Below are 14,373 nucleotides of genomic sequence, written 5' to 3'. Positions count from 1 at the left end.
CTACTTATGGATGCGGACGGTGACGTTCATGCCCGGCACAAGTCCGGCTCCGCTGTAATTGTCAATGGAAATCGTAACGGGAATCACTTGGGTCACTTTCGTGTAGTTGCCGGTCGCATTGGAACTTGGCAACAGGCTGAACGTATTCGCTGTCGCGTTGCCGATTTTTTCGACTTTGCCGCTGAATTTGCGATCCGGATACGCATCGACATAAATATCGACGTCTTGCCCGATTTTCACGTCTTCAATATCCGTCTCTTCAATATTCGCCGTCACCCACAAATCGTTCAAATCAAACCCGCGGGCCAGCGGCATCCCCGCGGCGACAAACGAGTCCTTGACTGCGTTTTGCTGCACGATCGTCATCCGATGCGGCACTGTCACCGGAATCGTTGTTTTGCCGTCAAACACCTCGCCGATTTCTTCCCCAGCTGAGAAGGTTTTTCCCGTGTCGCCCCGCCAGGATGTCAGCTTCCCGGACAGCGGCGCAGCGACGGAGATGACCTGGCCGTCGATGCGGGCGTTGTCCGTTTTAATGTAGTTCGTTGCTTCATTCACATAGTAGTAGGCGGCAAAGCCTCCACCGACAAGCAAAATGAGCACAATGATGTTCAGCGCAACCAATCGTTTCACGTTCACCGTCTATTCCTCCCCGAGTAAAATCGCTTTAATTTTTTCATGAAGATGCAAAAACTGTTCAATCTCCTCTGGAGAGACGAGTTCTTGAATGCGGCCAAGCCGCCGGCGCAGCACCGACTGCTCGCCAAACGCTTCCGACACCGTCTCTTTTCCTTTTTCCGTCAAACTCAAAATGACCGCGCGCCGATCTTGCTTCGACGGCTCTCGGACAACAAGGCCGGCGCCGACGAGCCGGTCAACCGTGCCGCTGACATTGCTGTTGCTTAAGTTTAATTTTTCCGCCAAGTCATTCAGGCGAATATGCTCTTTTTTCAGCAGCGTATATAAGACGATCAGCTGCACCTCTGTCACCCCGACGCGGGCGGCGTCCTCGCGGATGAGGCGATAAAGCGCCTTTTGCGTCCGGAAGACAGCGTACATGATGTCCCGGCTGATCCCTTCCATTCATCCCCCCTCCTTGCCTCATCTTTCTTGTTGGAATAGTTTCAATACGAATTATTCCTGCACGAAATATGATTATAACATGAAAACAGGGAAAATCAACTATATTGTTTCATGTCTTTTTGAGAAAACATACGCAACGAAAAAGAGTCCAACCGGATGTTTTGCATCCAGTTGGACTCTTTTGCCAACTCCTCATTCGTGAATCCGCGCCGCTGTTGCCGTTGGCTGAATGCAGTTTCTCAACCACGCTCCACCAGGTGGGTGTTCGCAGAAGCGTTCCTGTCGTCCCCGCAGACGAATAAGGGGCATGACATTCCCGCTTCAATGTAGAACTCCCTTTTGATTGCCATCGGTTGAAACTTCATTCTACAACGCACAACGCAGCAGCGGATTGGTGATTATTATCATACACAATCTTTCTTCGTTTGACAAGGGGGACGTTTATCCAGTTTTTTCAAACCGGATACACCCCGTGTTTCCGCTCGGAAAAGACCATATATTTGGACATATACGCGGCAAACCGCCGGATGAGTTCGTCGCGCAAGTCGTTCGGCGCGACGATGCCATCAACGACCAATTCAGAAGCGAGCCGGTAGATATCGATGTCGCGCCGGTATTCCTCGCGTTTTTGTTCGACAAACGCCGGCCGCTCTTCCGGCGGCAGCTCGGCGATTTTGTTCGCATAAACGGCGTTGACGGCCGCCTCCGGCCCCATGACGGCGATTTGCGCGTTCGGAAGCGCGAGGCAGCAGTCCGGTTCAAACGCCGGGCCGGCCATGGCATACAACCCGGCGCCGTACGCTTTGCGGACGATGACCGAGATCTTCGGTACGGTGGCTTCCGCCATGGCGGCGATCATTTTCGCCCCATGGCGGATGATGCCGGCCCGCTCGACCTTCGTGCCGATCATAAAGCCAGGGACGTCGGCCAAAAACAGAAGCGGGATATGGAACGCGTCGCAAAGCGTGATGAATTTCGCCGCTTTATCAGCCGAATCGTGGAACAATACGCCGCCTTTGACGCGCGGCTGGTTGGCGATGATGCCGATCGGCTGGCCGTTAAGGCGCGCCAGTCCCGTAATGATTTCCGGCGCAAACAGTTTTTTGATTTCGCAAAACGATCCTTCGTCAATGATTCGCTCAATCAAATCATACATGTTGAACGGCGCATTTTGGTTTTCCGGCAAAATGTCTTCGATCGTTTTGTCGAACGATTTCGGCGGCTTCGCCTCGACCACCGGCGGTTTTTCGCCGTAATGGGACGGAAAATATGACAAATAACGGCGCGCATAGGCAATCGCTTCTTCTTCGGTTTTCACGAGCACGTCGCCGCAGCCGGAGACGGTGCAATGCATGCGAGCGCCGCCCATCTCTTCGAGCGTGACTTTTTCCCCAATCACCATTTCCGCCATGCGCGGCGAGCCCAAGTACATCGAGGCGTTGCCCTCGACCATGATGACGATGTCGCAAAACGCCGGAATATAAGCGCCGCCGGCTGCTGACGGGCCAAACAACAGGCACACTTGCGGCACTTTGCCGGACAGCTTCACCTCATTGTAAAAAATGCGCCCTGCCCCGCGCCGGCCGGGAAACATTTCGAGTTGGTCCGTAATGCGGGCGCCGGCCGAGTCCACCAAATAAATGATCGGGCAGCGCAGTTTTTCCGCTGTCTCTTGAATGCGGATGATTTTTTCGACGGTGCGCGCTCCCCATGAGCCGGCTTTGACCGTCGAATCGTTCGCCATCACGCAGACGGTGCGGCCGTTGATTTTGCCGATCCCGGTCACCACCCCGTCAGCCGGCAGGCCATCCGCCAAACAGTTGGCAAACAAGCCGTCTTCCACTTCCAAGCCATCGTCAAGCAGCAAATTCAGCCGCTCGCGGACAAACAATTTCCCTTGGGCCGCATTTTTTTCATGATATTTTGGCGCCCCGCCTTTCTTGATTTCCGCCGCTCTTTTCTCCAGCTCCGCTGCGAGCGTGTCTTGCTGATTGGCTGTTTCCTTCATCTCTTTGTTTCCCCTCCTTGTTTTGATAGATCTTGCTGTTCCATCCCGCTTGTTCGGCTGGAGCAAGGTTGGATGCCGTGTTTTATTTATCGCTGTGAAAAGGCCGATGCGGCGCAAGCGCTCCGTGCGGCTTCCTCCTTCCAAACCGCCCCCTCCTTGTCCAAGCGGGCTTACTCGCCTTTGTACACCGGCTTCCGCTTTTCTTTAAACGCCTGCAATCCTTCCAACCGGTCTTTCGTCGGAATGGTCGCCTCATAGGCGAGCTGCTCAATCGCGAGGCCCGTCTCCAAATCAACGTTGAATACGCTTTGGATCGCCCGTTTCGCCTGACGGACGGCTATCGGCGCATTGTCAGCGATTTGCTGCGCGAGACAAAGCGCACGCTCCATCAGCTCGGCGCGCGGCACGGCGTATTCGACAAGGCCGATTCGCTCGGCTTCCTGCGCTGTAATCCGTTTGGCGGCAAAAATCAACTCTTTCGCTTTGCCGAGGCCGACAAGGCGCGGCAGCCGCTGCGTCCCCCCCGCTCCCGGAATGATGCCGAGCGACGTTTCCGTCAGCCCGAGCTGGATATCGTCGGCGGCAAACCGGATGTCGCAGGCGAGCGCCAGCTCAAGCCCCCCGCCAAAGGCCGAGCCGTTTAACGCGGCAATGACCGGCTGCGGCACTTTCTCGACCTCGTTGATCGTTTTGCTGATTAAAGCGACGGCCTGACGGACTTCGGTTTCGTTCATCCCTGCCCGCTCTTTCAAATCGGCTCCGGCGCAAAACACTTTGTCTCCGGCCCCGGTCAAAATGACGACGCGCACGTCTTTTTGAAATTTGATTTCTTGCAAAAGCGCACCAAGCTCCAACAAAAGCGCTCTAGAAAGCGCGTTGGCTGCTTCCGGGCGGTTTAATGTCACAATGGCGATGCCGTTTTCTTGTGTTTCAAACGATACAAGTGCGCTCACGTTTTCTCCCCCCCTTATGATCCAACCGTTTGCAAATACCGGCTCGAAAGCGGGCGGCCGATTTTGTCGCGGATAAACAACGCCGCTTTCGTCAGCTGCTCGACATCGATGCCGGTTTCAATCCCCATGCCGTGAAGCATATATACTAAATCATCAGTGGCGACGTTTCCCGACGCTCCGGGAGCGTACGGACAGCCGCCAAGGCCGCCAAGCGAGCTGTCAAACGTCGTAATGCCCATCTCCATCGACACCAAAATGTTGGCAAGCGCCGTTCCTCTTGTATCATGGAAATGCATGGCAATCCGTCCGGCCGGAAAGCGGCGAAGCACCTCAGCAAGCACGTCCTCCACTTGCTTGGGCGTCGCGACGCCGATCGTATCGCCAAGCGACAGTTCGTCAACCCCCATCGCCAACAACCGATCCGCCACCATCAGCACTTGATCGACGGCAACTGCCCCTTCATACGGGCAGCCAAAGACGGTGGAAACGTAGCCGCGCACCGTTTTGCCTGCTTGTTTTGCCGTTTGCACGACCGCTTCCAGCACCGGAAATGTGGCAGCGATCGTTTTGTTAATATTTTTTTGGTTGTGCGTTTCGCTCGCTGACATAAAGACGCCGACTTCGTCAATCCCCGCGGCCAACGCCCGCTCAAGCCCTCTTTCGTTCGGCACGAGCGCCGCATACGTGACGCCGGCTTTTCGGCCGATGCCGGCTGCGACCTCAGCGGCATCGGCGAGCTGCGGGATCCATTTCGGATGGACGAAGGAAGTCACCTCAATGTACGACAGCCCCGTTTCGGACAATAAGTTGATCCACGCGATTTTATCGGCGGTCGCGATCGGCGCTGCTTCGTTTTGCAGGCCGTCGCGCGGGCCGACTTCTTTGATCGTCACCTTTGCCGGCCATCGGCTCATGCTCTGCTCCCCCTTTATTCAATCTCGACAAGCACGTCGCCTTCGTTTACGAAATCTCCTTCCTGCACGTGGATGTGCTTCACGACGCCGGACGCCTCAGCCGCAATCGGAATCTCCATTTTCATCGATTCTAAAATGATGACATCTTGGCCTTCTTCTACATGATCCCCGACAGCCACCAATAATTTCCATACACTTCCAGCCATTGTTGCCGTTACTTGGGTCATCGTGTCTTCCTCCGTTTCTGCTTCATTTTGCTTTTGCTGGCTTCCAATGCTTCGAAAGGAAATCGGTCGTCGTATCCCCCGCTTGAAACGCCGGATGGGACAACACGGCCTCAAGCAGCGGAATGTTCGTTTTAATCCCTTCCACGCGATAGTGTCGAAGCGCTTCGAGCAAGCGTTCAATCGCCGTTTGCCGATCCGGTCCTTTGGCGATTAGTTTGGCGATCATCGGATCATAAAACGGCGTAACCGCGGCGCCGCTTTGAACCGCCGTTTCATGACGAATCCATTCGCCTTGTGGGGCGGAAAACGCCGTAATGCGGCCGGGCGACGGGTAAAACGTGTTCGGGTCTTCGGCATAAATGCGCACTTCAATGGCGTGACCGTCGCGGCGAATCTCTTCTTGTTTATAGCGGAGCGGCTCGCCGGCGGCGATGCGCAGCTGCTCTTCGACGATGTCGATGCCGGTGATTTCTTCTGTCACCGGGTGCTCGACTTGCAGCCGAGTGTTCATCTCAAGAAAATAAAAATTTTTCTGTTCATCGACGAGAAATTCAATGGTACCGGCATTTGCATAACCGATGTAACGCGCAGCCCGCACCGCCGCCTCCCCCATCTTCCGCCGCGTCTCTTCATCCAAAAACGGCGACGGCGCCTCTTCGACCACCTTTTGATGGCGGCGCTGGATCGAACACTCGCGCTCCCACAAGTAGACGCAGTTGCCGTAGGAATCAGCGAGCAGCTGAATTTCAATATGGCGCGGGCGATCGATATATTTTTCGATATACATCGTCCCGTCGCCGAAAAACGAAGCCGCCCGTTTTTGGCTCCCTTCAAACGCTTGGCGCAGCTCGGCTTCGTCGCGGGCGATATGCATGCCGATGCCGCCGCCGCCGGCTGACGCCTTCAGCATGACTGGATACCCAATCGAAGCCGCCGCTTTGGCCGCTTCATCGGCGCTATCAAGCGCAAAGGAGACGCCTGGGACGATCGGCACGCCGGCTTGTTCCATCGTCCGCCGCGCTTCGATTTTGCTGCCCATCGCCGCGATGACGTCCGCCTTCGGACCGATGAAGACGATTCCTTCTTCCTCGCAGCGGCGGGCAAACGCTGGATTTTCCGACAACAGCCCGTAGCCGGGATGGATCGCCTCCGCTTTCGCCGTTTTGGCAACCTCTATGATTTTTTCGATATTTAAATAGCTTTCCGCGACGCGCGGCTTGCCGATCAAATACGCCTCATCCGCGAGCGAGACGTGGAGCGAATCCGCATCCGCTTCGGAATAGACGGCGACGGTCCGGATGCCGAGCTTTTGGCACGTGCGGATGATGCGGACGGCGATTTCGCCGCGGTTGGCAATCAATACTTTCGAAAACATCGTCTCACCCTTTCACGAAAACTGAGAATGCCGCCGGGCGGACGAAACCGCCCGGCACGGCGGTTTACGTCGTCAAGCCGAGGCGCTGTTTCGCCATTTCCCGCAATTTGAATTTCTGAATTTTCCCAGATGCCGTCATCGGGTACGAGTCGGTAAATTCGATATAACGCGGGATTTTATGCCGGGAAATGTGGCCGCGGCAAAACTCGCGAATCTCCTCAGCCGTCGCCGTTTCGCCGTCTTTTAAGATGATCCACGCCATCACTTCTTCACCGTATACCTCATCCGGCACGCCAACGACTTGGACGTCCAAAATTTTCGGATGTTTGTATAAAAACTCTTCGATTTCACGCGGATAAATGTTTTCGCCGCCGCGGATGATCATATCTTTCAGACGGCCGGTGATGCGGAAGTAACCGTTTTCATCCATCGTCGCCAAATCGCCGGTATGCAGCCAGCCGTCTTGGTCGATCGCTTCATTTGTCGCTTCCGGGTTGTTGTAATACCCTTTCATGACATGATAGCCGCGCGTGCACAGCTCCCCTTGCACACCGGGCGGCACTTCCTTGTTCGTTCCCGGCTCGACGATTTTCACCTCGACGCCCGGCAAGGCGCGGCCAACCGTTTCGACACGCAGCTCAAGCGGATCGTCGGTGCGCGTTTGCGTGATGACTGGGGACGCTTCCGTCTGCCCGTAGGCGATCGTAATGTCTTTCATCCCCATTTTCTCGATGACCGCCTTCATCACTTCGACCGGGCAAGGGGAGCCAGCCATAATGCCCGTGCGCAGCGACGACAAATCGTATTTGGCAAAATCCGGGTCGTTGAGCTCGGCGATGAACATCGTCGGCACGCCGTGAAGCGCCGTGCACCGCTCCGCTTCCACCGTCTCGAGAACCCGCTTCGGATGGAACTCCACAACCGGCACCATCGTCGCCCCGACCGTCACGCATGCAAGCGTGCTCATGACGCAGCCGAAGCAATGGAAAAACGGCACCGGAATGCACAATCGATCGCCTTCGCCAAGTCCCATGCATTGCGCCACTTGGTGGGCGTTGTTGACGATGTTGTAATGCGTCAACATCACCCCTTTCGGGAATCCAGTCGTCCCGGACGTGTATTGCATGTTGATCACATCGTGCGGGTCGAGGCTCTCCATCCGTTCATCGAGTTCTTCTTCCGATACGTCGTGCGCCATCGCCAAGATGTCGTTCCATGTAAACATGCCCGGGTGCCGTTTGTCGCCAAGAAAGACCACGTTTTTCAGCTTCGGCAGCCGTTTCGATTGCAGCTGTCCGGGCGCTGATGTGCGCAACTCGGGAACGATTTCGTACAAAATATCGATGTATGACGAATCGCGGTATTGCTCGATCAAAAACAGTGTTGTCGAGTCGGACTGCCGAAGCAAATACTCAAGCTCCGCCGCGCGGTAGTTCGTATTGACCGTCACGAGGACGGCTCCCATTTTGCCGGTCGCAAACTGGCAGGCGATCCATTCCGGAACGTTCGTCGCCCAAATGGCGACATGCTCCCCTTTTTCGATGCCAAGCCGCATCAACCCGCGCGCAACGAGGCGGCAATAGTCGTTAAACTGCCGATACGTCAGACGCAAGCCGCGGTCGGCATACACGACCGCCTCGCGATCCGCATATTGCCTGGCTCGCTCTTCCAACAATTTCCCCACCGTCACCGTCAACATCGGCCGTTTCCTCCCCTTTGTCCGAATTCATTGTTATGGATATGCAGGCATTTCCGCTTTTAGCATCCCAGTTGGCGGGCGATGACGAGCCGTTGGATTTCTGATGTGCCTTCGCCGATTTCCATGAGCTTGATATCCCGCAAATGGCGCTCAACGCCGTACTCTTTCATATAGCCGTATCCGCCGTGAATTTGAATCGCCTGGTTGCAGACGCGGAACCCCATTTCCGACGCAAACAGCTTGGCGAACGATGCTTCTTTTGTAAACGGTTTCCCTTGGTCTTTCAACCAAGCCGCCTTGTACACCATATTGCGGGCAAGCTCAATTTCCATCGCCATGTCAGCGAGCTTAAACTGGATCGCTTGAAACTTGGAAATCGGCTGGCCAAACTGAACGCGTTCTTTCGCGTATTGAAGCGCTTTCTCAAACGCCGCTTGCGCGATGCCGACGGCTAAAGCTGCGATGGAAATGCGGCCGCCATCAAGCGTGTACAAAAACTGTTTAAACCCTTTTTGCGGGTCGCCCAAGACGTTTTCTTTCGGCACGCGGACGTTCTCGAAAACAAGCTCGCACGTATTGGACGCGCGCACGCCCATCTTGTCGTAATTCGAACGGATCGTAAATCCTGGGGAGTCAGTTGGCACGATGAGAGCGGTGATGATGTTTTTGCCGCGCGCATCTTTGCCTGTCACGGCGGTGACAATGACTTGCCGCGCGTATTGGGCGTTCGTGATCCAGCATTTTTCGCCGTTGATGACATATTCATCGCCGTCCAGCACCGCGGTCGTGCGCGTGCCGCCGGCGTCCGATCCGGCGTTCGGCTCCGTGAGCCCAAAAGCGCCAAGCGTCTCTCCTTTGGCCATCGGCACGAGCCATTTTTGTTTCTGCTCCTCTGTTCCAAAGTAATAAATGGGACTCGCCCCAAGTGACACGGCGGCCGCATAGCTTAGCCCGGTGCCGCCGCAGGCGCGGCCGATTTCCTCAACGGCGATGGCATACGAAATCGTATCGCCTCCAGCGCCGCCGTATTCTTCCGGAAACGGCAAACCCAATAGCCCCAACTCGCCCATTTTGCGGAAGACATCCAGCGGAAAATGCGCCTCTTCATCCCATTTCGCCGCGTATGGGGCAATTTCCTTCTCAGCAAAGTCGCGAACCATTTCTTTAATCATTTGTTGCTCTTTTGTTAATGAAAAATTCATCCTGTCCCTCTCCCCCATAGAAAATGTTCTATCATTTGAACCGACTAGTCGGTTTTAGTAAGAAAACGAGTGTAAACGGTTTTGATTTTTGAAGCGTTTTCAAAACCGACTAGTTGGTCTGTATACGATCAACAACTTATTCGGCGGCCGGCCGCAACAAAAACCGCGCCGCCGCTGGGTTTTCTGGTGTGCGGAGCACCGCATGCAAAATGAAATCGGCAAAATACGCCGCGATCTCCTCAATTGACAACGGACCATCCGGATTGTACCATTTGTATGTCCAGTTGACCATGCCGATAATGGACATGCCAGTAATCTCCACCGACAGCTCCGGACGAAACTCGCCGGCCTCGATTCCCTCGCGGATGACGCGAAAAATAATTTGTTTAAATTCTTCGCGCTTTTCATTGATCGGTTCGGCGTATTCCGGTTTTAAGTACGTGCTTTCCTGGTAAAACACGGTGATGTGTGGTTTATACAAATGAAACACTTTGACAAACGACTGAACGATGGCGTACAAGCGCTCGGTCGGCGTAGGGAAGCCCTCATACGCCTCCTGCGCTTTTGTCAGCGCATACGTAATAAAGACGTCATGAATATGGTAAAGCAACTCGTCTTTTGATTTAAAATTATGGTAAAACCCGCCTTTCGACGTATCGCTTTCCGCGACGATGCGGTCGACCGTCACGCCATGGTAGCCATATTTCTCAAACAAATGAAGAGCGGTGTCGATAATGCGGTCTCGAAGCGGTTTCTCTGCCATAACAGTCTCCTTCGCCTGAACTGTAAAACATTTCGAAAAAAGCAAAATCTTCTTCTTGTTTATTAAGATACTCGACAGTTGCAGCCATTGTCAACAAAAATCGTTCCGGCGCCCGAAAAATGGAGGCGTCTTTCGCCGCACATCGTCCGATCGGCTGCGCGAGCCCTATCCCCTAGCCGCACGAACTGAAACAAAACAGATGACCTATACATAATCACGGCCGTTTTTCCAAAAGATAAAAACCGGAGGTGGCTTTCATTGGAACCGATGCTATGCCCAAACTGCAAAACGAACCGGACGCGGTTTCATCTCATTGAGCAGCACCCGCGTGCGGTCAAGCTCGATCCGCACACCGGCGACATCGAGCACGAATACACAAACGAAGCGCTCGAACCGTTCCATCTCCCGTACCGCGGCCCGAGCTACCGCGTCCAATGCGGCGTCTGCGGGCTGATCGAAGATGCGGACATGTTCATTCAGCGCGCAAAATCGTCTCCATTGAGGTGATTCCATATGGCGAACAAAAAACAAACACCTTCTTCCATCGTAGACCAAAAACAGCTCGTCAACGACAAGGCAAAAGCGATGCAAGAGCGCGGCGGCGAGCACATTCGCCGCGGCACGCCCAACGGCGCAGACGGACAATAACCGCCAGCCTGCTTTTGTACACAAGCAAGCTGGCGGGACTTCCGCCCTTCTAACGGTACATCGCCCACAATCCGATATCGCGAAAACCAAGGCGATGGTAAATGCGGCCGGCGGTTGGATTGTCGTAAAACAAGCACGGCATCTTCCCTTCAGCGAGCAAATCGCAAACGAGCTTCGCCACGATGGCGCTCGCATATCCTTTCCCGCGATGTCCTTGATCCGTGCAGACGCCGACGATCATCGCCGACAATGAGTTTTCCGCTGATGTCGATGCGGCGGCCACCATTCGGCCGTCTTGTTCAATGTAGTACGTTCTAGCTGAATTGGTTTCCATCCCTTTCACTAGCATATCGCGGGACGACGGCCTCGTTTCAAATTCGGCAATGCGGCGCCGCAAGTCGAGAATCCGGTCGACATCGGCCAATTCGGCTTTTTTGACGGCGAACGCCCCCATTTCTTGACGGGCGTATTCATCCGTCCGACACTCGCAAAAGTAAAGCGTTCGCTTCTCCCCAAGCGGCAGCCGCTCTTCGAACTGCCTGGCAATGTCCGCCTTGCCGGACAGCTGGATGGACGATGATTGGGCTGTCTCGCGGATGAGACGAGCAAAGCCATCGGCATCAAAATCGCCAGGCGCGTACGGAATGTAGGAATCGTAATAACGGAGCAGCACCGCCTTCAGCGAGCCGGCATCGTCAAACTGCCCCCAAACGTCTTGGAAATCGGCGTCATAGCCAAACGACTCAATATCGCCGATGATAAATAAATTGAACGACGGATCTTGCCGCAAAAACGAAAATACTTGTTGATCGTCTTCGGCCGTTAACCGGCGAATCATAGAATTCCCCCGCTTTTCGAATGATATTTTTTCCATTATACTATGAATCATCCCTGTTGCCAATGGCATTTGTGGCGTCAAACCGAGAGGACTGCCGATGCCCCTAAGTCTGCATCGGCCAACTGCAAAGAAAGGAGGAAGCCCGCTCTCAAAAAAGCGAGGCGACGATGCCGATGAAGTTTACTGACGATCTGTACGAATACTATAAAGATCGACTGACCGGAGATGAAGAAGACGCCGAAGCGGTGGCGATGTCGATTTTGGATGAACTCGACCGCCGCGATGTGCTCAAGCTGATCGGTGAGATGACTGATGAAGAGCTGCTTGGCATGTTCGGTTTGTATGTCCTGGAAAGCTTGAAAGCGAAAATGGCCCGCGAAGGCCTCGGCGCGACGCGGCCGCAAGATGCGCCGCGCGTGCATTGACAAAACAAAACGGCTGTCCCCCATGTCATAAGGAACAGCCGTTATGTTGGGCAAATGATGGTTTCGTATTCATCCTATTTCGCGCAGGAGACTCCCACTTCAACGACCAAAGGGAGTAAGTGGGAGAGGAATGTGCGTTCCCCCTTTCTTTTGTGTATGATATAATAAAGGCATGGAGAAAACCGTTCAATAAAGGCACTCCAATAACGGCTGCTCGATGGATGGAGTTGGTTGCAGGAAACGTTGCAACCGTAAAACATCGAGCGTAGGTCTGTCTGTTGTGTGTGGAAGCCAAGTACTGCCAACAGACACACCGAGAGAATCGGTAACGATGCAGGCATGACCTGCGTCGTTGGGCAGTCGTCAACCTGCCCCCTGATGCAACCCCAAGTCAAGGAAGGAGGACGAAGTCCGTTTGCACTTCTGGGGAGTTGCAAGCCCCCACTTCAAGCGTTCGCGAAGTGGGGGTAGTTGACTTGGCAGCCCTGTGAACATGATTTCCAAGACGGCTTTTCCACTGTTTGCTTAACAGACAGTGGCGAAACACAAACCGTTTTCCATCGCGCGCTCATCGGTAAAACTGTACATCGTAGCCTTCTTTCAACAACACTTGGTAGATTTGCTGAATGTGGTCTTCGTTTTTTGTCTCGAGCGAAAAGTGAATTTCCGCCTGACCTGGCAGCACTTTGGCGCCGATGCGCTGATGATGAATCGACATCACGTTTGCCTCAAGCTCCGCAATAATGCGCAGCAGCTTGTTCAACTGGCCCGGCTTGTCGGAGATGACCGTTGTAAACGTAACGAATCGCCCGGCTTCGACGAGCCCCCGCTCGATGATGCGGGAAATGAGCGTCACATCGACGTTGCCGCCGCTTAAAATGGCGGCGACTTTTTTGCCGCGAAACGGCAGCTTTTGATACAACAATGCCGCCAGCGGACAAGCTGCCGCCCCTTCGATCAACAGCTTGTTCCGCTCGAGCACATACAGCATCGTCCGCGAAATTTCCGCCTCTTCCACGCATACAACGCCATCGACGTATTGCTCAATGTATTGGTACGTAATATTGCCCGGCTTTTTCACGGCAATCCCATCGGCGATCGTATTCGATGCGGCAATGGAGACGGGCTGTTTATGGCGTATGGCCGCCGTCATGCCGGGGCAAGCCGATGACTCAACGCCGTACACTTCAACCGACGGCTTCAGCTGTTTTAACGTAAGCGCCACCCCCGCAAGCAACCCGCCGCCGCCGACTGGACAAAGAACGACATCGACGTCGGGAAGCTGCTCGATCAGCTCTAAGCCGATCGTCCCTTGGCCGGCCATCACCGCCAAGTCGTCAAACGGATGAACAAACGTCATCCCCCGTTCACGCTGCAACTCTAACGCATATTCCAAAGACTCGTCAAACACATCGCCGTACAGCACGACTTCCGCCCCGTAGCTTTTCGTCGCTTCAATTTTGCTGAGCGGCGCGCCTTTTGGCATGACGATCGTGCACGGAATATGAAGCATGCCGCTCGCATAGGCGACCCCTTGGGCGTGGTTGCCGGCCGAAGCGGCGATGACGCCGCGCGCCCTCTCTTCTTCCGTGAGCGACATAATTTTATTGAATGAACCTCTTACTTTAAACGAGCCCGTTTTTTGCAAATTTTCGAGTTTCATATATACATCATTGCCAGACAGCCGGCTGAACGTTTGCGAATGCTCAAGCGGCGTTTGATGGACGATGCCTTTCATTTTCGCTCGCGCTTGTTCAATGTCTGCTAATGTCAACATCATCAAACCACCCTTTCTGATCGGCGATCGGTTCGTTTTCGCTCCGTTTTATTATATACAAAGCATTTCGCCGCCGACAAATGTTGCTTTTCTTTTGGATGGTCACTCTTTTTATTGATTATTTAGCACATAGTTTTTTATTATAAAATATATTGTTGAACGAACCCATCACTGCGATCCGTTGCATTTTGTCAGCTGCTTGAAGGTAGGGGATTTGACAAAAACCATCGCAAAACCGATTCTTTTCCAGTTGAGAAACTGTGTACAATCGTCTTCTCTTTTTTGACGAACTTTGGCATGGTATGCAAAAACCATTTTTGTTCATTCCATTGATGGATGATGTATAAAATTTTGTGTAAAGCTTTTTGCTAGACCAAAAGAAAAAAGGTAGGGTATTCTCTGATTGGACCAAAAATCTTAGAGAAAGGAGTACCCTACCTATGCCTAAAAGAAGTATACCG

The 14,373-nt window shown here is 53.9% G+C and carries 16 protein-coding genes and 1 other RNA gene; 3 read left to right on the top strand and 14 right to left on the bottom strand.

Annotation, left to right across the window (positions count from 1 at the left end; translation table 11 throughout):
• The 11 genes from ACVBDQ_RS06425 to ACVBDQ_RS06375 form a co-directional block, all read right to left on the bottom strand.
• Window positions 1–639, bottom strand: a complete 639-nt coding sequence (locus ACVBDQ_RS06425) for an HlyD family secretion protein (RefSeq protein ID WP_014195721.1) — start codon at window positions 637–639, stop codon at window positions 1–3.
• A 3-nt stretch (window positions 640–642) separates the two neighbouring features.
• On the bottom strand, window positions 643–1,083 hold the full coding sequence (locus tag ACVBDQ_RS06420) for a MarR family winged helix-turn-helix transcriptional regulator (RefSeq protein WP_011231100.1): 441 nt from the start codon (window positions 1,081–1,083) through the stop codon (window positions 643–645).
• 202 nt (window positions 1,084–1,285) lie between these two features.
• Window positions 1,286–1,474, bottom strand: a non-coding RNA gene (gene ssrS / locus ACVBDQ_RS06415) — 6S RNA.
• A gap of 63 nt (window positions 1,475–1,537) precedes the next feature.
• Window positions 1,538–3,091 (bottom strand): acyl-CoA carboxylase subunit beta, encoded by a 1,554-nt coding sequence (locus ACVBDQ_RS06410; protein ID WP_025039203.1) that lies wholly within the window; start codon window positions 3,089–3,091, stop codon window positions 1,538–1,540.
• Window positions 3,092–3,261: 170 nt separating this feature from the next.
• Window positions 3,262–4,044 (bottom strand): enoyl-CoA hydratase, encoded by a 783-nt coding sequence (locus ACVBDQ_RS06405; protein ID WP_014195719.1) that lies wholly within the window; start codon window positions 4,042–4,044, stop codon window positions 3,262–3,264.
• Window positions 4,045–4,058: 14 nt separating this feature from the next.
• Window positions 4,059–4,958 carry a hydroxymethylglutaryl-CoA lyase gene (locus ACVBDQ_RS06400; protein ID WP_014195718.1) on the bottom strand — a complete coding sequence of 300 codons (900 nt, stop codon included), beginning with the start codon at window positions 4,956–4,958 and terminating at the stop codon, window positions 4,059–4,061.
• A 14-nt stretch (window positions 4,959–4,972) separates the two neighbouring features.
• Window positions 4,973–5,233: an acetyl-CoA carboxylase biotin carboxyl carrier protein subunit gene (locus ACVBDQ_RS06395; protein WP_223810938.1), complete on the bottom strand. Its 261-nt coding sequence runs from the start codon at window positions 5,231–5,233 to the stop codon at window positions 4,973–4,975.
• Window positions 5,208–6,560 (bottom strand): acetyl-CoA carboxylase biotin carboxylase subunit, encoded by a 1,353-nt coding sequence (gene accC / locus ACVBDQ_RS06390; RefSeq protein WP_014195716.1) that lies wholly within the window; start codon window positions 6,558–6,560, stop codon window positions 5,208–5,210. The genes ACVBDQ_RS06395 and accC overlap by 26 nt, the downstream gene beginning before the upstream one ends.
• 64 nt (window positions 6,561–6,624) lie before the next feature.
• Window positions 6,625–8,259 carry an AMP-binding protein gene (locus tag ACVBDQ_RS06385; protein ID WP_011231093.1) on the bottom strand — a complete coding sequence of 545 codons (1,635 nt, stop codon included), beginning with the start codon at window positions 8,257–8,259 and terminating at the stop codon, window positions 6,625–6,627.
• A gap of 59 nt (window positions 8,260–8,318) precedes the next feature.
• A complete protein-coding gene (locus ACVBDQ_RS06380) occupies window positions 8,319–9,461 on the bottom strand; it encodes an acyl-CoA dehydrogenase (RefSeq protein WP_011231092.1) in 1,143 nt (380 codons plus the stop codon).
• Window positions 9,462–9,597: 136 nt separating this feature from the next.
• A complete protein-coding gene (locus ACVBDQ_RS06375) occupies window positions 9,598–10,224 on the bottom strand; it encodes a TetR/AcrR family transcriptional regulator (RefSeq protein WP_011231091.1) in 627 nt (208 codons plus the stop codon).
• 258 nt (window positions 10,225–10,482) lie between these two features.
• Between ACVBDQ_RS06375 and ACVBDQ_RS06370 the strand changes: the two genes are divergently transcribed.
• Both ACVBDQ_RS06370 and ACVBDQ_RS06365 read left to right on the top strand, forming a co-directional pair.
• The gene (locus ACVBDQ_RS06370; protein ID WP_013145420.1) at window positions 10,483–10,731 is read left to right on the top strand and encodes a hypothetical protein; all 249 of its coding nucleotides are present in this window, start codon (window positions 10,483–10,485) and stop codon (window positions 10,729–10,731) included.
• Between the two features lie 6 nt (window positions 10,732–10,737).
• Complete coding sequence (locus ACVBDQ_RS06365; RefSeq protein ID WP_014195715.1) at window positions 10,738–10,872, top strand: hypothetical protein; 135 nt, start codon at window positions 10,738–10,740, stop codon at window positions 10,870–10,872.
• A gap of 49 nt (window positions 10,873–10,921) precedes the next feature.
• Here the strand turns inward: ACVBDQ_RS06365 and ACVBDQ_RS06360 are convergent, their stop codons facing one another.
• Window positions 10,922–11,710, bottom strand: coding sequence for a GNAT family N-acetyltransferase (locus ACVBDQ_RS06360; protein WP_011231089.1), 789 nt, complete (start codon window positions 11,708–11,710; stop codon window positions 10,922–10,924).
• Between the two features lie 167 nt (window positions 11,711–11,877).
• Between ACVBDQ_RS06360 and ACVBDQ_RS06355 the strand changes: the two genes are divergently transcribed.
• Window positions 11,878–12,135, top strand: a complete 258-nt coding sequence (locus ACVBDQ_RS06355) for a DUF6154 family protein (RefSeq protein WP_015374743.1) — start codon at window positions 11,878–11,880, stop codon at window positions 12,133–12,135.
• A 568-nt stretch (window positions 12,136–12,703) separates the two neighbouring features.
• Here ACVBDQ_RS06355 and ilvA read toward each other — a convergent pair.
• The gene (ilvA, locus tag ACVBDQ_RS06350) at window positions 12,704–13,912 is read right to left on the bottom strand and encodes a threonine ammonia-lyase (protein WP_011231086.1); all 1,209 of its coding nucleotides are present in this window, start codon (window positions 13,910–13,912) and stop codon (window positions 12,704–12,706) included.
• A gap of 118 nt (window positions 13,913–14,030) precedes the next feature.
• The coding region (locus ACVBDQ_RS06345) for a hypothetical protein (RefSeq protein ID WP_446663100.1) at window positions 14,031–14,373 on the bottom strand (343 nt) is incomplete at its 5' end.

Source organism: Geobacillus sp. CCR, assembly GCF_052906625.1.
The sequence above is the reverse complement of the archived record's forward strand: the minus strand, read 5'-3'. Positions and strand labels throughout refer to the sequence as shown.